This is a genomic window from Flavonifractor sp. An100 (assembly GCF_002161175.1).
In the GTDB taxonomy this organism is placed as follows: domain Bacteria; phylum Bacillota; class Clostridia; order Oscillospirales; family Oscillospiraceae; genus Lawsonibacter.
The window spans coordinates 1-19,189 of record NZ_NFMA01000031.1; the positions used below are offsets into that span (position 1 = coordinate 1).

At 55.8% G+C, this 19,189-nt stretch carries 20 protein-coding genes; 15 read left to right on the top strand and 5 right to left on the bottom strand.

Annotated elements, in window-relative coordinates:
* The first annotated feature begins 274 nt into the window (after window positions 1–274).
* The 14 genes from B5E43_RS13620 to B5E43_RS13685 all read left to right on the top strand — a co-directional run bounded on the left by B5E43_RS13620 (window position 275) and on the right by B5E43_RS13685 (window position 14,813).
* A complete protein-coding gene (locus B5E43_RS13620) occupies window positions 275–580 on the top strand; it encodes a helix-turn-helix transcriptional regulator (protein ID WP_087397588.1) in 306 nt (101 codons plus the stop codon).
* A complete protein-coding gene (locus B5E43_RS13625) occupies window positions 570–1,604 on the top strand; it encodes a reverse transcriptase family protein (RefSeq protein WP_087397590.1) in 1,035 nt (344 codons plus the stop codon). The genes B5E43_RS13620 and B5E43_RS13625 overlap by 11 nt, the downstream gene beginning before the upstream one ends.
* Window positions 1,605–2,261: 657 nt before the next feature.
* The gene (locus tag B5E43_RS13630) at window positions 2,262–2,867 is read left to right on the top strand and encodes an MptD family putative ECF transporter S component (RefSeq protein ID WP_087397592.1); all 606 of its coding nucleotides are present in this window, start codon (window positions 2,262–2,264) and stop codon (window positions 2,865–2,867) included.
* Between the two features lies 1 nt (window position 2,868).
* On the top strand, window positions 2,869–3,540 hold the full coding sequence (locus B5E43_RS13635; RefSeq protein ID WP_087397593.1) for an energy-coupling factor transporter transmembrane component T: 672 nt from the start codon (window positions 2,869–2,871) through the stop codon (window positions 3,538–3,540).
* A 13-nt stretch (window positions 3,541–3,553) separates the two neighbouring features.
* Complete coding sequence (locus tag B5E43_RS13640) at window positions 3,554–4,936, top strand: energy-coupling factor ABC transporter ATP-binding protein (RefSeq protein ID WP_006573106.1); 1,383 nt, start codon at window positions 3,554–3,556, stop codon at window positions 4,934–4,936.
* Window positions 4,937–4,950: 14 nt separating this feature from the next.
* Complete coding sequence (locus B5E43_RS13645; RefSeq protein ID WP_006573107.1) at window positions 4,951–5,901, top strand: AraC family transcriptional regulator; 951 nt, start codon at window positions 4,951–4,953, stop codon at window positions 5,899–5,901.
* Window positions 5,902–6,025: 124 nt separating this feature from the next.
* Complete coding sequence (locus B5E43_RS13650) at window positions 6,026–7,792, top strand: ABC transporter ATP-binding protein (protein WP_087397595.1); 1,767 nt, start codon at window positions 6,026–6,028, stop codon at window positions 7,790–7,792.
* A gap of 1 nt (window position 7,793) precedes the next feature.
* Entirely contained in the window at window positions 7,794–9,542 is a 1,749-nt protein-coding gene (locus B5E43_RS13655) for an ABC transporter ATP-binding protein (protein WP_087397596.1), read from the top strand.
* A complete protein-coding gene (locus B5E43_RS13660) occupies window positions 9,539–9,931 on the top strand; it encodes a metal-dependent transcriptional regulator (RefSeq protein WP_087397598.1) in 393 nt (130 codons plus the stop codon). The genes B5E43_RS13655 and B5E43_RS13660 overlap by 4 nt, the downstream gene beginning before the upstream one ends.
* A gap of 581 nt (window positions 9,932–10,512) precedes the next feature.
* Window positions 10,513–10,938, top strand: a complete 426-nt coding sequence (locus B5E43_RS13665) for a sigma-70 family RNA polymerase sigma factor (RefSeq protein WP_242964839.1) — start codon at window positions 10,513–10,515, stop codon at window positions 10,936–10,938.
* Window positions 10,931–11,173: a helix-turn-helix domain-containing protein gene (locus B5E43_RS13670; protein ID WP_087397601.1), complete on the top strand. Its 243-nt coding sequence runs from the start codon at window positions 10,931–10,933 to the stop codon at window positions 11,171–11,173. Before B5E43_RS13665 ends, B5E43_RS13670 begins: the two co-directional genes overlap by 8 nt.
* 379 nt (window positions 11,174–11,552) lie before the next feature.
* On the top strand, window positions 11,553–11,732 hold the full coding sequence (locus B5E43_RS13675; RefSeq protein ID WP_087348854.1) for a hypothetical protein: 180 nt from the start codon (window positions 11,553–11,555) through the stop codon (window positions 11,730–11,732).
* A 98-nt stretch (window positions 11,733–11,830) separates the two neighbouring features.
* Window positions 11,831–13,540, top strand: coding sequence for a DUF4368 domain-containing protein (locus B5E43_RS13680; protein ID WP_087397603.1), 1,710 nt, complete (start codon window positions 11,831–11,833; stop codon window positions 13,538–13,540).
* Window positions 13,541–13,583: 43 nt separating this feature from the next.
* Window positions 13,584–14,813, top strand: coding sequence for a cation-translocating P-type ATPase (locus tag B5E43_RS13685; protein WP_275533019.1), 1,230 nt, complete (start codon window positions 13,584–13,586; stop codon window positions 14,811–14,813).
* A gap of 134 nt (window positions 14,814–14,947) precedes the next feature.
* On the opposite strand, the gene B5E43_RS13690 is transcribed toward B5E43_RS13685, so the two are convergent.
* Genes B5E43_RS13690 through B5E43_RS13700 form a run of 3 tightly spaced genes read right to left on the bottom strand, consistent with a single transcriptional unit; the run spans window position 14,948 to window position 17,073 of the window.
* Complete coding sequence (locus B5E43_RS13690) at window positions 14,948–15,865, bottom strand: radical SAM mobile pair protein B (RefSeq protein WP_087397605.1); 918 nt, start codon at window positions 15,863–15,865, stop codon at window positions 14,948–14,950.
* Entirely contained in the window at window positions 15,853–16,542 is a 690-nt protein-coding gene (locus tag B5E43_RS13695; RefSeq protein WP_087397607.1) for a radical SAM mobile pair protein A, read from the bottom strand. Before B5E43_RS13695 ends, B5E43_RS13690 begins: the two co-directional genes overlap by 13 nt.
* Window positions 16,543–16,569: 27 nt before the next feature.
* A complete protein-coding gene (locus tag B5E43_RS13700) occupies window positions 16,570–17,073 on the bottom strand; it encodes a flavin reductase family protein (protein ID WP_087397609.1) in 504 nt (167 codons plus the stop codon).
* A 148-nt stretch (window positions 17,074–17,221) separates the two neighbouring features.
* On the opposite strand from B5E43_RS13700, the gene B5E43_RS13705 reads away from it, so the two are divergent.
* On the top strand, window positions 17,222–17,587 hold the full coding sequence (locus tag B5E43_RS13705) for a helix-turn-helix domain-containing protein (RefSeq protein ID WP_087397611.1): 366 nt from the start codon (window positions 17,222–17,224) through the stop codon (window positions 17,585–17,587).
* 82 nt (window positions 17,588–17,669) lie between these two features.
* On the opposite strand, the gene B5E43_RS13710 is transcribed toward B5E43_RS13705, so the two are convergent.
* Both B5E43_RS13710 and B5E43_RS13715 read right to left on the bottom strand, forming a co-directional pair.
* Window positions 17,670–18,263: a sugar O-acetyltransferase gene (locus B5E43_RS13710; RefSeq protein ID WP_087397613.1), complete on the bottom strand. Its 594-nt coding sequence runs from the start codon at window positions 18,261–18,263 to the stop codon at window positions 17,670–17,672.
* Between the two features lie 43 nt (window positions 18,264–18,306).
* Window positions 18,307–19,182 carry a patatin family protein gene (locus B5E43_RS13715; RefSeq protein ID WP_087397615.1) on the bottom strand — a complete coding sequence of 292 codons (876 nt, stop codon included), beginning with the start codon at window positions 19,180–19,182 and terminating at the stop codon, window positions 18,307–18,309.
* Between the last annotated feature and the right edge of the window lie 7 nt (window positions 19,183–19,189).

Sequence of the window (19,189 nt, forward strand, 5' to 3'; positions counted from 1 at the left end):
GAATCCATTTTAGTGGCCATCCTGTCAATGCACCATGTCTGCGGTGACCATGCACCATTTCAGCGGTCTGGCTGCACCATTCGTGCGGTCTAAGGGCACCGTTTCAGGCGGCGTATTCAGCTGGTGGTTTTACAAATCATCCAGTGCTTTTGTGAGATGTTCAAGAAGTAAGACGAGGTGGTGCAGCAAACGGGAAGCCCATCTAATTTTTGTTTATTAGGCCAAGTGGCTTTGATATTATAGATCGAACCTAAATAGCTGGGAGGTGGCAAGCATGATTGGAGATGTATTGAAGCGTACGCGTATCATTTATGGGTATAAGGCCAGTGAAATGAGTTCAGAACTTGGCATCTCTGCGAGTTATCTTTCAGAAATTGAAAACAACAAAAAGCAACCCTCTTTGGAATTACTCCAGAAATATGCAGATGTTTATGGTATCCGATTGTCCTCGTTGATATTACTTTCTGAAAACATGGATGAAGCAGAAAAGTCCGGTAAAGGAACCGCCTTTATCAGAAATATGATGGTACACCTGATACAAAGTATGTCTGCGGCGGCGGGTGATCCAGATGAAGAATAAATCTCCTCTCAAAAAATATGACATTACCCAATGTGCTCTTTATAAGTGCCGGAGGAAAAAACGCCTTGAGCTTCTCCTGTGCCTTGAACCCGGTGGCCTTAAAATGATTGATAATATCATCGGGTATCACAAATTTGAAATAGACAAAAAGCACACTGATGAAAAAAGAGAAATAACTGCTCCAGATAAAACTCTTAAAGCTATACAAAAGCGAATCCTTTATTTGCTCCAATCAGTCATTCGACCGAAGTGGCTTATTTCTGGAGAAAAGCAGAAGTGTTATATAGACAACGGGAAAGCGCATTTGGATGGGAAATATGTTCTGACTATTGATATTAAGAAGTTCTATGACAACTGTACACGAGAACCTGTATACCAATTTTTTGTGCAGAAACTAAAAACTTCCCCAGATGTGGCTGAGATCCTAACGAACATTATAACATACAATGGTGGCATTCCAACCGGGTGTCCAACAAGTCAGCTCATGGCATTCTATGCTTACTCCGATATGTTTTCAGAAATCTCTGATTTGGCAAAACAATGCGGTTGCAAATTCACTTTGTATGTGGATGACATGACTTTTTCCAGTACAGAACCTTTTTCTCCCGATCAGTTGCGTCAAATGATTGATCGTGTATTGAGAAAGTATGGCCACAAGCCTAAATACCGCAAAGTAAAGTATTATGGGCCTTCTGACTATAAGCCCATTACAGGAACAGTTGTCACTCCCAAACAGTCTCTTGCCGTACCTAATGGGCTTCAAAAAACCATATATGATGCGTTTCAGATGGTAAAACCTCTCATTGGTACCGAAACCTGTTCAGAAGAAGATGCAAAGCAAATTCTCTCATTAAAAGGGCAGTTACAAGCGGCCCGCAATATAGAAGAAGGAAAATTCCCTGAGATTGGACGGTTAACGAACCAAATCAAGGTTCCAGATAGTCAGTCTGTATCAACGCGAAAAAGACAGCACCACAGACGTAGTAAGAAAATCCATATAAAACAGCAAGCACCTACTAAGTAATGTGGCGGGAGCGTCGCCTTCGGTTTTGGCCGAGGGTGACGCTCCCGCTTCTTTTTTCTTCTCTTTTTCTCTTTCAGTCAGGATCGGATAGGAAGGATATTCGCCGCAGCAGGCGCTGTGGGAATGTGTGTAAACGGCCACGTCTGCGAAGCTGTGGGAAACGATGTTTGCGGGCTGCGGGAAAGCCGGCGGCTTTTCCATCGGGCCGTGAATATCTGTTTTCCACCGGCGGAGCGGCCGTTTTCCACATTTCCATAGTGCTTCGTGTCTCCCTCTTTGATAAGGGTCTGGGACTATCCCAGCAAGCAATTTTTGCGTTTAGGGGCAGGGGGCCCCCTAAACACAAAATCCGCCAGTGGGTACTCACTGGCTGTGCTTGCTATCGCTATCGCTATCGAAACCCTACCCTCGTTTTTCCCTCCGTTAATACTGCAACTCTTCTGGGGCATTTGGCTTATTGTACTTTGAAAACACCCGCTGTTTGTTGTTCCATTAGGGGGCACCTCTAAAATAAGTTTGACCAAACGGAGCATAACCGTCCAGCCGGAGTGGATGAAAGAAACTGTACGCTGTACAATCAATGAATGTGAGGAGGGCGCCATACGCCCAATCTTTTTTCTTGCGAGTTAGCAGCATCTAACCAAAGGAGAGTGCATTATGTCTGAACCAATGAAGTGCCGCGGGATGAGCGGCAAAGATGTCATTACCGTAGGAATTTTCTCTGCCATTTACTTCGTCATCAACTTCGCCTTCATGCTCCTGGGCGGGCTGCATCCGCTGCTGTGGATTTTGATGCCCGGCTTCATCGCCCTGTTCACCGGCATCCCGTATCTCATGATGTGCGCCAAGGTACAAAAGGTAGGCTCTGTCCTCCTGATGGGCCTCATCACCGGCCTCATCTACTATGTCACCGGGCAGTTTACTGTGGTGATTCTGGTGTCCTTTGTCATCGCTTGCGGCTTGGCGGAGCTCATCCGGGGCCTCACCCATTACCGGAGCATGGCCGGAAACCTGGTATCCTTTGTGCTGTTCTCGGTAGGCATGGTGGGTTCTCCGCTTCCTATCTGGCTGATGCGGGATGAGTTCCTGCAGCAGATTACGGAGCAGGGGATGCCGGCGGACTATGTAAATACCCTGGCAGCTCTTTCCTCCAACGTCATGCTGGTGGTGCTGTTCCTGGCGCCTGTCGTGGGAGCGGTTATCGGCGGGCTGATCGCCCGGGCCATGTTCCGCAAGCACTTTGAGAAAGCCGTCCTGGTGTGAGATGGAAACGGAGCAGCGCATATTTGACCCGCGGGCGGGATTGTGGCTGCTGATTGGCGCCAATGTCATCGCTTTCCGTCCCCACACCTTTTGGCTGGAACTGGCTTTGATCGGGCTGCTTTTGGCGCTGATGCTCGTCCACAGAAGATTTGCAATGGCCATAAAATGGGCGGTAGGATACTGCGCGCTGGTGGTCTTCCAGCAATTCATCCTGCCGGTGTCCCCCATGATCATCGCCACCAGCTTCACCATCTTCGCCACCTACACCCGCCGGATGTTCCCATGCCTGATGACGGGGGCATTGATGCTGACCTGCACCCCGCTGCGATATCTGATCGTAGCCCTGCGGCAGTTACATATCCCCCAGAAGCTGATTGTGGCCATTTCTGTGACGCTGCGGTATTTCCCCGCCATCCGGGAGGAGGTGGGCTACATCCGGGACGCCATGAAGCTGCGGAACATCCGGGGCCTTGACCGCCTGGAGTGTACGGTGATGCCTCTCATGGTATCCGCCACGGAGACGGCGGAGGAGTTATCCGCTGCGGCTGTGACCCGTGGGATCGAAAACCCGGCCCGCAAAACCAGCGCCGTATCCCTGCGCATGCCTGCTGCGGACTGCATTGGCATGCTGGCAGTTTTCATCTTGCTGGTGCTCTCATATGTGGTACAATAAGAGGTGAGCGGACATGATTTCGATTGACCATGTTTCCTTCGGCTACGGGGAAGCGCAGGAGACGCTCTCCCAGGTCAGCGCCGCCATCGCGCCGGGGGAGTGCGTCCTGCTGTGCGGGGCCTCCGGCTGCGGCAAGACTACGGTGACAAAGCTGATCAACGGCCTGATCCCGGCCTTTACCCCCGGCTGCCGCCTGGAAGGGCGGGTAGATGTGGACGGACTTGACCCGGGAACGACGCCCATGTACGAGCTGGCCCGGAAAGTCGGCTCCGTATTCCAGAACCCCAAATCCCAGTTCTTCAATCTGGACACGGACAGTGAACTGGCCTTCGGTCTGGAAAATGAGGGCCGGCCGCCGGAAGAGATCCGAAGGCGGGTGGCGGATACGGTGGAGGCCCTGCACCTTCAGGAATTGCAGAGGCGGAGCATCTTCTCCCTGTCCGGCGGGCAGAAGCAGTTACTGGCCTTCGGCTCGGTCTATGCCATGAGCCCGGAGGTTTTTGTGCTGGACGAGCCCACGGCCAATTTGGACCAGGACGCCATCGCTCGGCTCCACGACCAGATTGCCTGTTTGAAACATCAGGGCCGCACGGTGGTGATCGCGGAGCATCGGCTGTATTTCCTTACAGATCTGATCGACCGGGCGCTCTATCTGCGGGACGGGGTGCTGGAGCGCACCTTCAACCGGGAGCAGTTCTGCGGCCTGACGGAACAAGAACGAGAGGAACTGGGGCTTCGGACCCTGACGCCGGCGGCCTGTACCCTGCCTGCTGTGGCGCCAGCGGGCACGAAAGAAGGTTTGTCCGTAGAGGGATTGACCTGTGCCTATCGGAAAGAACCTGCTGTGTTTCAAGGCCTGTCCTTTTCAGCCCGCCCGGGGGAAGTGGTGTCCATTACCGGGCCCAACGGCGTGGGTAAGACCACCCTCTCCCGGTGCCTGTGCGGACTGATCCGGGAACAGGCTGGACAAATCCGACTGGATGGCAGGCATCTGAACCGGAAGGAGCGGCAGAAGGCGGCGTTCTGCGTCATGCAGGATGTGAACCACCAGCTCTTCTCCGACAGTGTGTGGGGTGAGTGCCGAATGTCCGCGCCGGATGCGCCTGATTCGACCGTGGAAGAAGTATTGGACAGCCTCCATCTGCTGCCCTTCCGGGAACGACACCCCATGTCCCTCTCCGGCGGGCAGAAGCAGCGGCTGGCGGTGGCCACGGCGCTTCTTTCCGAGAAACCGATCTTGATTTTTGACGAGCCCACCAGCGGTCTGGACTATGCCCGCATGGTGGAAGTGTCCGGGGTGATCCGAAACCTGGCTCAGCAGGGGCGGATCGTGCTGGTCGTCACCCACGACCGGGAGTTTATGCAACGCTCCTGTGACCGGGTGCTGCGGCTCTGAAAGGAGGGGAATCCATGTTGGAGCGCATCATGGCGGATAACGGTTTTCCCAGCCCTTTGGCGGAGAGCAGAGGGTGCCGGGTCTTCCAGTTCCAGAGTGAGACTGGGGAGGGGGTCATGACCCAGTATGACCTGTTCCCCGGCGTCTATCTCATGTATAACGACTTCCACATGGAGGGCTATGACTCCGCATTTCACACCACGGAAGATATGCTGTGCATCGACTACTGCCGCCAGGGACGGATGGAGTACCCGGCGGGGCCGGATGCCTACTCCTACGTGGAGGCCGGGGACTTAAAGCTGGACCGACGGCTGGAGCACCAGGGCCACTTCACCTTCCCGCTCTCTCACTATCACGGCATTACCATCGGCTTCACCCTGCCTCTGGCTGTTCAGTCCCTGAAGGAGTGGGTGCGGGAGTTCCCGGTGGATCTGGCGCGGCTCCAGGAGAAGTTCTGCGCCGGCCGCCACCCCAGGGTGATCCACGGGGCGCCCTCTGTGGACCACATCTTCCAGGAGCTCTATGCGGTGCCGGAGCAGATCAAACTGCCCTACTTCCGCATCAAGGTGCTGGAACTGCTGCTGTACCTGGACGCCCTGGAACTGGACGGGAGGACAGAGAAGCCCTACTTCTACAAATCTCAGGTGGAGAAAGTCAAGGCCGCCCACCGCCTGCTGACAGAGGATTTGGAGCGGCACTACACCATTGCGGAACTTTCAGCGCATTTCTCCATCCCTGCCACGGCCCTGAAGGAGTGTTTCAAGTCAGTCTACGGCCAGCCGGTCAATACCTATATGCGGAACCTCCGCATGGACCGGGCCGCCCTTCTTCTGCGGCAGGAGCCCCAGACCAGCGTGGCGGAGATCGCCGGACGGGTGGGCTACGACAGCGCCAGTAAATTCGCTGCCGTGTTCAAGGATGCCAAGGGGAAGACCCCGCTGGAATACCGGCGGGAAGGGCGGTAAATGTTTTCGTCCAAACGGGACCGAACCGGCGCGCCGGAGCGGACAGGAACAGAATATCTCCCTATAATCGTTGTAGTTAGCGTGAGCGAACTACAACGATTTTTCTTTGAGAGGAGTGCTGTGTATGAAGGAGAGAACCTGGCTTGGCATCCTGCTGTCCTTCGCCGCGCCCTGCCGGGGGAAGATGGCCGCCTCTGTGGTGCTGGCTATTCTCAGTGTGGCGGGCGGCTTTGTGCCATACCTTGGCGTCTATCAGATCATCCGGCTGTTTCTGGAGCGGCAGGCCAGCTGGGAGGGCATCCTGTTCTGGTGCGGCGTATGCCTGGCGGGTTACGCCATCAAGGTGGCGGGCTACGCCTTGTCCACCATGCTGGCCCATGTATCCGCCTACACCATTCTGGAGGGCTTGCGCCTCCAGGCGGCGGACCGGCTTATGGGGGCGCCCCTGGGAGAGGTGGACTCCCGGCCTATCGGCGCCATGAAGAGCACCATCGTGGACCGGATCGAGGACATCGAGCCGCCCCTGGCCCACATGATCCCGGAGCTGAGCTCCAATATCCTGCTGCCTCTGGTGGTGGTCATCGCCATGTTCGCCATCGACTGGCGGATGGGGCTGGCCCTGCTGGTGACCATCCCCGTGGCACTGATTCCCATGGCATTTGGGCTGCGGACTTATAACAAAAACTACGCCGCCTACATGGCGGCCAACGCCCATGTGAACAGCGTCATTGTGGAGTATGTGGAGGGTATCCAGGTGGTCAAAGCCTTCAGCCAGGGGGAGCGGTCCTATCAGAAATTCGCCAATGCGGTGAGATCCTTCCGTGATTTTACGATGGACTGGTTCCGCTGCACCTGGGCCTCCATGAACCTGTGCCTGTCCATCCTGCCCACTACCCTGCTGGGGACGCTCCCCATGGGGATCTATCTCTATCAGACAGGGGTGCTGGACCCGGCCCAGGTGACGCTGTGCCTGATGCTGGCGCTGGGGATCGTGACCCCGCTTATGAGCGCCACCGCCTTCATCAACTCCATGAAGAGCATGCAGTTTGCTGTGAAGGACACCCGGGAGCTGCTGGACCTGCCCCAGCTGTCCCAGGCGGAACAGGACGCGCCCCTCAATGGCTGTGATATTCAGCTGCGGGATGTGTCCTTCTCCTACGGCGGCGATGGAGAAGAAGTGCTCCACCATCTGGACCTGACCATCCCCCAGGGGAAGTTTACCGCCCTGGTAGGCCCCTCCGGCGGCGGAAAGTCCACCATCGCCCGGCTGGCGGCCCGGTTCTGGGATGTGACCGGCGGCTCCATCACCCTGGGCGGGCGGGACATCCGAGAACTGCCTCTGAAACAGCTCTCCCGGGAGATCAGCTTCGTCACCCAGGACAACTTTCTCTTTGACTGCTCCCTGAAGGAGAACATCCGGCTGGGAAGGCCGGGGGCCTCGGATGAGGAGGTGTTTGCAGCCGCCAGGGCAGCCCAGTGTGAGGAGTTCATCGGCCGTCTGGAGCACGGCTGGGACACCGCCGCCGGGGACGCGGGTAAGCAGCTCTCCGGCGGAGAGCGTCAGCGCATCGCCATCGCCCGGGCAATTTTGAAGGACGCGCCCATCGTCATTTTGGACGAGGCCACCGCCTTCACGGACCCGGAGAATGAGGACAAGATCCAGAGGTCCATCATGGCCCTCTCAAAAGGAAAGACCCTGCTGGTGATCGCCCACCGGCTGTCCACCATTCAGAACGCGGATCAGATCGTGGTGCTGGAGAAGGGGCAGATCGTGGACAGAGGCACCCAGAGGGAGCTGCTGGATCGCTGCCCGCTGTATCAGACGTTGTGGGCGGCTCATGTTGGGGCGCGGAGTTGGGCCGTGACATCGGGTGAAAAGGAGGGAACCTGAGATGTTTCAAAGTGTCGGACGCATTTTGCGGTGGGCGAAGGGCTACCAGAGACGCATGATTCTGGGCTTTGTCTGCTCCTTCTTCGCCACCTGGTGTACCGCCGGGCCGGTGATGCTGGCCGCTTGGGCCCTGGGCCGGCTGATCGGGAACGCCTGGGGAGAAAACGAAATCTCCGCTTCGCTCCCTTGGCTGTGCCTGGCCGGGATTACGGCGCTGATTTTGCTGCGGTTCCTCTTCACCTACTGGAAGAACCGGCTCCAGGAGAGCATCGGCACGGAGCGGGCGGCAGACCAGCGCATGGAACTGGGGGACATGCTGAAGAGGGTATCCCTGGGGTACTTCGCCAGGAACAACCTGGGGGACATCCTGACCGCCCTTACCACGGAGCTGAGCACGCTGGAACTCCAGAGTATGAAGATGGTGGACGCGGTGATCAACGGCTATATCCAGGTGGCGGTGATCCTGCTGTGCGTGGCCATCTTTTGCCCGCCTGCGGCTCTGGTGGCGCTGGTCGGCGTCCTGGTATCCGCCTTTGCCCTGCGGGGCATTGGGCGGCAGAGCGCCCGCACCGCCCCAGTGGGCCACCGCGCCCAGGAGGCGCTGTCCGGCGCGGCCATCGAGTACATCCACGGCTTGCCCGTGGTGAAGTCCTTTGGCCAGGACGGCGTATCTGTCCAGCGGTTCCGGGATGCCTGCCGGGCTAATAAAGCCATCCGGATCAAGAACGAGTTCGGCTTCGTGCCCTGGAACTGCCTGCACCTGTTCGCCCTGCGGGCGGCGTCCGTGGGGCTGGTTCTCACCGCCGGACAGCAGACTCTGATGGGGGCTTTGCCGCTCCCATATTTTCTGATGATCGCTCTGTTCTCCTTCACCATCTTCGGCAGTGTGGAGGCCATCAACGACGCGGCCCATGTGTTGTCGGTGACAGACTCTGTCTTGGATCGCCTTGAGGAGCTGGAGCACACAGACTTCATTGACAAGGACGGCCGGGAGATTACCCCGGAGCGGTTCGACGTGGCCCTCTCCCATGTGTCCTTTGGCTACGGCCAGCGAGAGGTGCTCCACGATGTGACCTTCACCGCGCCCCAGGGGACCACCACTGCCATCGTGGGGCCGTCCGGCTCCGGCAAGAGTACCATCTGCAACCTGGTGGCTCGGTTCTATGACACGGACAGCGGAACTGTGTCTGTCGGCGGCCATGATGTGCGGGAATTTACCTGCGAGAGCCTGCTGCGGAACATCTCCATGGTCTTTCAGAATGTGTATCTCTTCCAGGATAGCGTGGAGAACAACATCAAGTTTGGCTGTCCCGAGGCGACCCATGAGCAGGTGGTGGCCGCCGCCAGGGCCGCCTGCTGCCACGACTTCATTGTGGCGTTGCCCGATGGGTATGACACGGTGATCGGGGAAGGTGGTTCCACCCTCTCCGGCGGGGAGAAACAGCGGATCTCCATCGCCCGGGCCATCCTGAAAGACGCGCCCATCGTCATCCTGGACGAGGCTACCGCCAGCGTGGACCCGGAGAACGAGCACCTGATCCAGCAGGCCCTGTCCGCCCTGACGAAAGGAAAGACCATCCTCACCATCGCCCATCGGCTGGCTACCATCGAGCACGCCGATCAGATCCTGGTGGTGGAGGATGGCCGCATCGTTCAGCGGGGCACCCATGCGGAGCTGATGACCCAGGGCGGGCTGTACCGGCGGTTCATTGAGATCCGGGAGCAGGCAGAGGGCTGGAGGCTGGCATGAAGGATAGAGGAAAACAGTCTCTCTATGCGTCGGGCGAAGATTATCTGGAGGCCATTCTGGTGCTCAAAAAGCAGAAAGGCATGGTGCGCTCCGTAGATGTCGCCCGGCACCTGGAGGTCACAAAGCCCAGCGTCTGCAATGCGGTGGCGACCCTGCGGGACGGGGGCTTTCTGACGATGGACAGCGACTATTTCCTGCATCTGACCGATGTGGGTCGTGAGGTGGCGGAGCAGATCTACGAAAAGCACTGCTTTTTCACAGAACGCTTGATTGCCGTCGGTGTAGACCCCGAGACCGCAGAACGGGAAGCCTGCCGGATGGAGCATGTCATCAGCCAAAACTCCTTTGAGCATCTACGGGATGCCTACAACTCACATAAAGAAGATTGATTTGCCCGCATGACGACGGGGTAAAACAGTAACGCGGCCGGGCACATCGAACCCGACCGCGTTATTCATTTTTAGTGGAAGGACTTTGCCTATTTACAGAGCGCAATATGTCCCTAAATTGCTGCTCACTGAAACAACTATAGAACTCATTTAAAGTGAGTTATAACTCATATTTCGGAGTAAAGGGAGATATGGATGAGAGCGCCAACACAAAGGAGGTCAAAATAAGGCGGAGTTCACCGTTTGTACGGCGGACGCCCATGCCACTACGAAAAATATTCCAATAACGCAGCAGCGAGCCATGCTCATGAAAGTGAGTTATGGCTCGCTTTTTATATACTACGGCTCATATCTCGCGAAGTCCATCCCTTTGACCGCCTGCGCTTGGGCGCGGGCTGCCGCTCCCCGCCCCGTTTCGTTCCGGCCTGTCAACCTGAACGAAACGAAAGGAGCCAAGTATGAGCGGCAAAAAATATTTTCATATAGATCCAGAAAATCGGCCAAACCGGACCGTTAGTGAACGAGTAGTGAGCGAAAGGGGAAGAAAAGAACTGCCTCCCGGCACGAAGGGAGGTGAGAACTTGAAACCTGACCGCCACTACGAGCACAAGCAGTACGCCTTTGACAGCTACTGCAAGAAGGTGCTGAAATGCGAGGCGTGCAACGGCTATCGCCAGATCAGCCGCCGCCAGAAGCGTTTCACATCTTTGGAAGAACTGTCCGAGGCAGAAATGGCCCAGCTTGCGGTATATGACCGCTACCCGTGGGAATACACGACCTTCCCTGTGGGAGAGGCCGTGATCCTGATCGAGGACGACGGGCTGGCCGAGGCGCTTCTGGGGCTGTCCCAGGAGGACCGGGAAATCTTTATGATGCACTGGTTCCTGCGGATGACCGACGCACAGATCGCCAGGTACATAAACATGCCCCGCCGGACGGTCAATACCCGCAGGCATAAAGCCTATCGGCTGCTGAAGGAGCTGATGGGAGGTGAAGCGGATGACTAAATCTGCGTGCACGCGGGCATCGCTGATCCCTTACCCGGTGATCGCCGCCGCTGTCGGAGGAGACCCCGAAGCGGTGAGCCGGGTAATCCGGCATTACTCCGGCTACATCGCCGCGCTGTCTACACGGACGAGCTATGGCCCTAACGGCTATCCCCGTCCCCAGGTGGACGAAGATCTGCGCGGTCGGCTGGAAGCAAAGTTGATTATTTCCATCCTGGATTTTGACCTGAGCTGATCCAGGGCCGGGCGCTGCGTGTTCCCCTTTCCACGCGGCGTCCCGTTATAGCTCCTTGACAAAGAAAGCCCGGCGGGAGGCCTCCGGCGCAGCATAAGGCAGACGGATACATTCTGTTCTGTATCGAGCCATACGGCCGGTGCGCCATGACTTCCCCTCCGGGAGCGAGCGATCCACACCAGGCCGCAAAGCGGACGCGGCACTCTGCGGGCGATGACATACAGGCAGGTCAAAGATACTCGCGCATTGGACGCCCGCAAAGCATCGTGCGCCGCACCCATCAGCATGGGCCGGGGTGAAATTCCCGTGGAGCTGTGCCAGCAGCCGTCCGTTTTCTGCCTCTTTCGTATTGATCTTTCTTGCGAAAGGGGGGCATTCTATGCAAGAAAAAACTGCTGCCGGCAAGACCGGCACATCCAATAAATCATTAGATGAAAAGACGACCTATCGCTTCGGCAATAGGTCGTTTGTCGTTGAACCTGTTTTTCGGCAAGATGGCCCGGACACCCTGGGCAGCATCCTTCTGCGGCTGATGAAGTCCGAGAGCGAAGCAAAGTAAATCTCCCGGACCCGGCTGACAGGGACGGCGGATGGCGGTATAATGGACATAGACAAGTTATATTTGCTATTCGGCTGTCCCGGAGGAAGGAGGACTGAATGAGACAGTCGAACAACCGCAAATCCCGTGATGTGACCGCGTTCCTCTATGAGCGGCTTTCCCGCGATGACAACCTGGAGGGCGAGAGTTACAGCATCGGCAACCAAAAGAAATTGCTGACCAAGGTGGCGAAGGAAAAAGGATACACCAACCTGGTCCACTTCCTGGACGATGGTATCTCCGGCGTCACGATGGACCGCCCCGGTTTCAACGACATGATGGAGCAGCTTGCCGCTGGCAAGGCCGCCGCCGTGTTTGTGAAGGATCTGTCCCGGTTGGGTCGCAACTACATTGAGGTGGGGCGACTGACCGAGGAGTTTTTCCCGGAGCACGACATCCGCCTGGTGGCGGTTTCGGACAACATCGACACCGCCGAGGGCGAGAACGAACTGGCGCCCATCCGCAACCTGTTCAATGAATGGTACGCCCGCGACATTAGCAAGAAGCGCCGGATCAGCAACAAGATCAAGGGCAACGCCGGCGAACCGATGGGGCCACCGCCCTATGGCTACAAGAAAGACCCAGACAATCCCAAACGGTGGATCGTGGATGAGGAGGCCGCCCAGGTGGTCCGCCGCGTATTCCGAATGACTTTGGATGGCTATGGAACGGAGCAGATCGCCACAATATTCTCCGAGGAGAAAATCCTTACCCCCATCGCCTATTGGCGTGAAAAGGGCGTCAATCGTCCTGGGAAAAGCAAACTCCGTGGACCGTATATGTGGAACAGCTCCACCGTCGCTCACATTCTCTCTTTACAGGAGTATTGCGGTGATATTCTTAACTTCAAGACCTACTCCAAGTCATACAAGAACAAAAAGCGGCTTGCCAATGACCGGGAAAACTGGGTCATCTTCCAGGATGTCCACGAACCCATCATCGAGCGGACGGTTTTTGAACAGGTTCAGCAGAAGCGGGGCAAGATCCGCAAGCGCCGTACCCACGAAGGGGAGCGCAATATGTTCTCCGGCCTTCTGGTCTGCGCTGACTGCGGGCACAATCTGCACTTTCATTTCAATCAGGGCAACCCCGACATCAAGTATTTTAACTGCTCCAACTACAAGGGCAACCGTGGGACCTGTACTTCCACCCATTATGTCCGTGTGGACTTCCTGGAGCAGGTGGTGTTAGGCGAGATCCGGCGGCTGACTAAGTTTGCCAGCCAGTTTGAGGATGAGTTTGTGAAGGCTGTGATCGGCCATTCCCAGCAGGCGGAGGCCACCGACCGAAAGCTGAAGGAGAAGGAGCTGAAAGCCCTGCAAGCCCGCGATGAGGAACTGGATGGCCTGTTCGAGAGGATCTATGAGGACAATGATTCCGGAAAGCTCTCAGATGACCGTTTCGCCAGAATGTCGAGGCGATATGAGGAGGAGCAGAAGGAATTGGCGGAGAAGATCAAGGCGCTCCGCGCCGAGATCGACAAGCAGAGCAGCCAGTCCATGACCACGGATATGTTCATCTCCCTGGTCCGCAAATACACCCGCGCCCGCAAGCTGACGCCCCGGATGCTGAACGAGCTCATCGAGAAAATCGAAGTGTTCAACGCCGAGAAGATTGACGGGGTATGGGAGCAGTGGCTCCGTATCCACTATAACTGCGTAGGGGTCATTGAGATCCCGGAGTTGATCCCGCTGCCCGCCCCGGAGGTGTCCGTAAACACAAGAAAGGGCGTAGTCGTCAACTACGCCCCATCCACCATCGCCGGATGAAAACAATAAAAAAGACGAGTGTTCTTACAGCTTTTCAAATGCTATAAGAACACTCGTCATGGTCCGGGAGGCGGAAAACAAGCAGGCCCCCATGCAGCGCATTGCGGACAAGGCCGCAAGCTGGCTGGTGCCGGTGGCGCTGCTCATTGCCATTTTGGCATACCTGTTTACCAAAAATATCATTACCGCCGTCACGGTGCTGGTGGTGTTCTGTCCCTGCGCCCTCGTGCTGGCAACGCCCACCGCCATTATGGCGGCCATCGGCCAGGCGACCAAGCACGGCGTCATCATCAAGTCCGGCGAGGCCCTGGAAAAGATGGGAAAAGTGGATACCATCGCGTTCGATAAGACCGGGACCCTGACCTATGGCCGGTTGGATGTCAGCGACATTGTTGTCTTTGATGAAGCCATGAGCGAGATCGCGCTGCTCTCTCTAACCGCCTCCGCTGAAGCGAAAAGTGAACATCCGCTGGGGAAGGCCATTGTGGCCTGTGCCAGGACGAAAGAAGTGCCCGTTATGGAATCAACCTCGTTCAAAATGACCGCAGGTAGGGGCATTTTCGCGGAGATCCAGGGACGCAAGCTACTCTGCGGCAGTGAGGCATTTTTGCGGGAAAACGGGGTGTCCGCGGGCGCTTCCGTAAGATCCGTATTGGAGCAGCTGCGCGCCCAGGGAAAGGCCTCCGTGCTTGTGGCGGATGGGCAGAATTGCATCGGTGTGATCGCCCTTTCCGACGTGCTGCGCCCGGAAGGCAAGGATATGGTCGCCCGCTTGGCGGATATGCACACCCGTACGGTTCTGCTGACCGGCGACCATCAAAGAACGGCGGATTATTTTGCCCGGCAGGTAGGTATTTCGGAAGTGCGGGCGGAGTTGCTGCCCGAGGAAAAGGTGCAGGCGATTGAAGCCTTGCAGAGAGAACATCGTAATGTATGCATGATCGGCGACGGCGTGAACGATGCGCCCGCGCTGAAAACCGCGGATGTCAGCGTTGCCATGGGAGGTATGGGCAGCGACATCGCCGTGGACGCTGCTGATGTAGCTTTGATGAGCGATGACATTTCCAAAATCCCTTATCTGAAGCGCCTGTCCAATGCAACGGTCAAAACCATCCAATTCAGCATCAGCCTGTCCATGTGCATCAATTTCGTGGCGATTATCCTGTCGCTGATGGAAGTGCTGACGCCCACCACAGGAGCGCTGGTCCATAACGCCGGCTCCTGCTTTGTGGTCCTGATCGCCGCGCTGCTCTATGACAGAAAGTTTGAATAGGCTTTTACAAGAAGAGAATCGTGCATTACCCGGCATTCCGTAATATGGGAAAATGGAACATCCCGGCCTGTATCAAACACAGGCCGGGATGTTCTTGTCATCGAAAACCACATAGGTGCTCTTCTTCGGCAGTTCTATTTGTTTCGGCTTCTCCTCCCGGTATTTTCCGAGCCGCGGACTTCCTCGTGGTAGAAGTAGTCCACGATTACCGGATGGCCCGGCTCTGCCCGGCCATAGGGCAGTTCGTTGTCCACAAAAGGACAGCCGTTTTCCATCGCCAGCTGTTCTGCCTGCTGCTCAAGGCCCCGGAAATAGCTCCGGTCACCCTTTTGGTAGATAGCCTGGTACAGGGTTGTTAAATGCGGATGCTTTTCCTGGATGTAGTCTAAAATCTCCTGCTTGAATCCGCCCCGCAGATTCAGATTCTCCAGCCAGACCAGGTCGCACTGATTCTTCACCCGATGGAAAATGGCCTCGAAATCTGTAATCCCGGGAAATACCGGCGCGATAAAGCAGACGGTGCGGATGCCTGCGTCGTAGATCTGCTTCATGGCATGGAGCCGCCGCTCAATGCTCACTGCCTTGTCCATATCCCTGCGAAAATCCTCATCCAGCGTGTTGATGGACCAGGAAACGGTTACCTTTCCCATCTCCCGGAGCAAGTCAATATCCCGCACCACCAGGTCGGACTTGGTGCAGATGAGAATCTCCGCCCCGCTGTCCTTCAGCTGCTCCAACAGCTTGCGGGTGTTTTGAAACTGCTCCTCCTGGGGGAGATAGCCGTCGGTCACCGAGCCAATGACTATCCGCTGTCCCCGGTATTTTTGGGGATTTTTGATCTCCAGCCAGTGTTTGACATCCAGAAAGGTACCCCAGGGCTCGGTGTGTCCGGTAAAGCGCTTCATAAAGGAGGCGTAGCAGTACTTACAGCCATGGGTACAGCCCACATAGGGGTTTACAGAGTAGCCTCCCACGGGCAGATTGGATTTGGTCATGATGTTTTTTGTCTCTACATTCCGAATCAGGATACCGTTTTCCATCATTTCTGCCATTTGGCTTGTTCCTCCAGTACCTTATGAAATGCGGTGGGTAATTCCTGTATCATCTGCGCCTCTCCCATAATGGGAAGCAGGTCTTCCTTCATAAAGACCGGGATGCCCAGAGCATGGGCTTGGTCTGTCAGGTTCCACACCCACTCCGGCTTAGATATGGATTTTCCTTTTCGGCGTCCAGTCTCGGTTCCGATGACCACCCACTCGATCCCTGTGAGATCCACTGGCCCGATGTCGTCAAACATGGGCTCAAAGGTGGCGTGATAATGTCCGCCGCGGATATGCTCCCGCAGTGCCGGAATCCGGTTCTTTTCCCTGCAAGAGGTAACGGTCACGCCGAACCAGGCGTTATCCAGATGGGTAGAGAAATCGATCTCCTCCGGCCGCTTGGTCAGGAACAGATACTGGTGTTGGGGATTGCGCTCCATTTTGGCAAATACCTCATCCTGCCACTCTGCTCTCCAGCCGGAAAAGTCACTCATTCCAGTGAGTAGAAAAATCTGGGGTCGAGCTTTCTCCATAAGCCGCAATTTTCCGGGGAAGTACTCCGGCTTCTCAAAGTCATCAATCATATGGAACCGTCGTACATTATTTCTGGCATAACAGTAGCTGCAGCCGATGGTACAGCCAATGACCAGATTCATGTTTTGAATCTGGGATTTGATGCACACCGCCATTGGAATCTCCCCCAGTTCTTTTCTTTCTTAGCCTTCTACCGCAGGGGCTACTTTTCCAAAGCCATTCCAGGCATAGAGGCCCTGTTTGCTCTCATCACCCAGGAACTTATCCACCTGGCAGATATGCAGGATATGGTCGCCCACCTCTACAGCCTGCTGCAAAGTAGCTACCATAGCAAGGCGGGTATCCGCGGGAATCTGAATGTCGCTGCCCTCTACCGAGGTCATCTCAATGTGGTTTTCCTCTACCTTATGGCAGGTGGCACCGGTGGAACTGCCGCAGGCCACCACGGCCTTGGCCAGGCTCTCCCCCGGAACGGTCACGATCACCTTGCCGGTTTCCCGCACCCGCTTGCCGGTATGGGACTGCTTGCCGGCGGCAAAGCCGACCATGGGCGGGTTGAAGGACAGGTAGGACACGAAGCAGATGGGGGCCAGGTTCGTGGTGCCGTCCTCATTCTGGGAACAGATCAGGGTCAGGGGATTGGGGGAGGTATAGACAGTGGCCTCCATAATGTTCAGTTCTTTCATAAATCAGCGCCTCACTTTCAATTAGTTCTGTCATTGACATCCCATTTTGATGCCGATATAATTATTATACTTAGAAGAAATAACGGTGCAAGTACGCAGATTATTTGTACTTGGTACGAAAAACCATACCGACGGAGAGGGCTGCGTTATGAATCAATCCATGACCTATGAGGAATTTCAAAAACGAGTGGGCAGCGTTATCCTGACTGAAAACGGAAACTGCCCGGTCACACCAGTGGTCCAGATGCTCCAGGGAAAATGGAAACTCCAGATCATCTATGAGCTGTGCATCCAGTCTCCCATGCGGTTTGGCGAACTGAAGAAGATGCTCAAACCGATCACCAACACCATGCTCACCAACGCATTGAAGGAGCTGGAGGGGGATGGTCTGGTACACCGGGAGCAATATAATGAGATCCCGCCCCGGGTGGAGTATTCCCTGACGGAAAAGGGCACGGATCTGCTGCCCATCTTCTACGCCATCTCCCAGTGGGGCATGAAATATATCCCTTGAGCAAGAGGCTTTCCAAGAGTTCTCCAAAACAACAAGAGACGCCGGAATGGTTTGACAATCGTTCAAATCATTCCGGCGTTTTTTAAAAGGAAACGGTATGCAAGTCGATCTTGTCTGCCTCCGTAACAGGTCTTAAGGGCCGGCAGGGTGTTCCCGCAGCAACAACGCCCGCGGGAATGTCCCGGGTCACCACACTCCCAGCGCCAATAATAGAGCCCTTCCCGATGGTGACCCCTCCGCATATCACAGCATTGGCACCGATCCACACGTCGTCCTCCAGGGTAATGGGGGCTGACGTGGTAATCGCCTCTGCCCGCTGTTGGGCATCCATGGCGTGGCCCACACAACTGATACATACGCCGGGGGCAATAAAGGTGTTAGCACCGATATGCACCGGGGAAGTATCCAGAATCACACAGTTATAATTGATAAACGCCAGTCCGTGCGTATGGATATTGAATCCATAATCGCAGCGAAAGCCAGGCATCACAAAGGTTTTCGGATTACATGTACCAAACAGCTTTTCCAAAATCTCTCTGCGCCGCTCCTCCTGCCCGGGCGGCAGCTGATTATACTCCCAGCACAGCTGCTCAGCATTTTTCTTCAGACTTTGAGGAAGATGAAAATTATAGGCGCTGTACGGCGTACTGCTTGTCAAAAGTTCCATTGGTTCCATCGTTCGTTTTACATACCTTTCCTCTGTTGATACTCATTTATGGTCAAATACTCAGAAATTCCAACAAATCGGTTTTCCATGCGGCAAAATCCCGCAGCCCCAAATCATACAGGTTTCGTTCCGCATCCTCTTTCATGGAGTAAGTCCCCACATGGATGGGCTCACTGGCAGCAAAGACAAAGGCGGTCCCCTCCCGCTCCAGAGAAAATACATCTTTCAGGTTGTCGTTGTACACCACATGACGGCGATCAATGGCATCCACAATGTTGGGGTAACTGCGGCAGGCCCGCCGGTACAGCCTGCGCATGCCCTGAGGCTTTCGTACATAGTCCCGGTTCTTGGAGAGAATGACCACCAGCTTATCACACCCCTTCTCCAGGGCGCGGCGAGCCGGGATGGCATCGGTAAGGCCTCCGTCAAAGTAGGGCACCCCGTTGAGTTTCACCGGATGGCAAGCAACGGGGATGGCACTGGAGGCCATGATCAGGCGGTAATCGTCCTGCTTCATCATTTCCCGTCCATAGTACTCCGGCAATCCTGTCAGCGCGTTTGTGACCACAATCTCGTACTCCGACGGATTTTTCATCAGAGCGGGAAAATCCAAAGGATCTTCCCCTTCCCTGCGGGTCAATTCACCATAGATGTACTTCAGTCCAAACAGATCTCCGGTTTTCAGCAGGCTTCTCAGCCCAAAGTAATTCGGTGAATGAATGTGCTCTGTAAAAAAGCGAAGATTCCGGCCTCTTTGCCCCGCCAGATAGGAAGCCAGATTGCCAGATCCACCGGATACGCCGATACAATAATCAAACGTAATCCCTTCGTCCAGAAAGGCATCCAGAATTCCGGCGTTATAGGCACACTTCATTCCGCCGCCTTCCACCACCAATCCAATCTTTTTCTGCGTGTTCGTTGTCAACATCTCCTCA

Bases quoted from the DNA above. Each gene is read 5' to 3' on its own strand.
- B5E43_RS13620 (WP_087397588.1), top strand. From the start codon at position 275: ATGATTGGAGATGTATTGAAGCGTACGCGTATCATTTATGGGTATAAG.
- B5E43_RS13625 (WP_087397590.1), top strand. From the start codon at position 570: ATGAAGAATAAATCTCCTCTCAAAAAATATGACATTACCCAATGTGCT.
- B5E43_RS13630 (WP_087397592.1), top strand. From the start codon at position 2,262: ATGTCTGAACCAATGAAGTGCCGCGGGATGAGCGGCAAAGATGTCATT.
- B5E43_RS13635 (WP_087397593.1), top strand. From the start codon at position 2,869: ATGGAAACGGAGCAGCGCATATTTGACCCGCGGGCGGGATTGTGGCTG.
- B5E43_RS13640 (WP_006573106.1), top strand. From the start codon at position 3,554: ATGATTTCGATTGACCATGTTTCCTTCGGCTACGGGGAAGCGCAGGAG.
- B5E43_RS13645 (WP_006573107.1), top strand. From the start codon at position 4,951: ATGTTGGAGCGCATCATGGCGGATAACGGTTTTCCCAGCCCTTTGGCG.
- B5E43_RS13650 (WP_087397595.1), top strand. From the start codon at position 6,026: ATGAAGGAGAGAACCTGGCTTGGCATCCTGCTGTCCTTCGCCGCGCCC.
- B5E43_RS13655 (WP_087397596.1), top strand. From the start codon at position 7,794: ATGTTTCAAAGTGTCGGACGCATTTTGCGGTGGGCGAAGGGCTACCAG.
- B5E43_RS13660 (WP_087397598.1), top strand. From the start codon at position 9,539: ATGAAGGATAGAGGAAAACAGTCTCTCTATGCGTCGGGCGAAGATTAT.
- B5E43_RS13670 (WP_087397601.1), top strand. From the start codon at position 10,931: ATGACTAAATCTGCGTGCACGCGGGCATCGCTGATCCCTTACCCGGTG.
- B5E43_RS13675 (WP_087348854.1), top strand. From the start codon at position 11,553: ATGCAAGAAAAAACTGCTGCCGGCAAGACCGGCACATCCAATAAATCA.
- B5E43_RS13680 (WP_087397603.1), top strand. From the start codon at position 11,831: ATGAGACAGTCGAACAACCGCAAATCCCGTGATGTGACCGCGTTCCTC.
- B5E43_RS13690 (WP_087397605.1), bottom strand. From the start codon at position 15,865: ATGGCAGAAATGATGGAAAACGGTATCCTGATTCGGAATGTAGAGACA.
- B5E43_RS13695 (WP_087397607.1), bottom strand. From the start codon at position 16,542: ATGGCGGTGTGCATCAAATCCCAGATTCAAAACATGAATCTGGTCATT.
- B5E43_RS13700 (WP_087397609.1), bottom strand. From the start codon at position 17,073: ATGAAAGAACTGAACATTATGGAGGCCACTGTCTATACCTCCCCCAAT.
- B5E43_RS13705 (WP_087397611.1), top strand. From the start codon at position 17,222: ATGAATCAATCCATGACCTATGAGGAATTTCAAAAACGAGTGGGCAGC.
- B5E43_RS13710 (WP_087397613.1), bottom strand. From the start codon at position 18,263: ATGGAACCAATGGAACTTTTGACAAGCAGTACGCCGTACAGCGCCTAT.
- B5E43_RS13715 (WP_087397615.1), bottom strand. From the start codon at position 19,182: ATGTTGACAACGAACACGCAGAAAAAGATTGGATTGGTGGTGGAAGGC.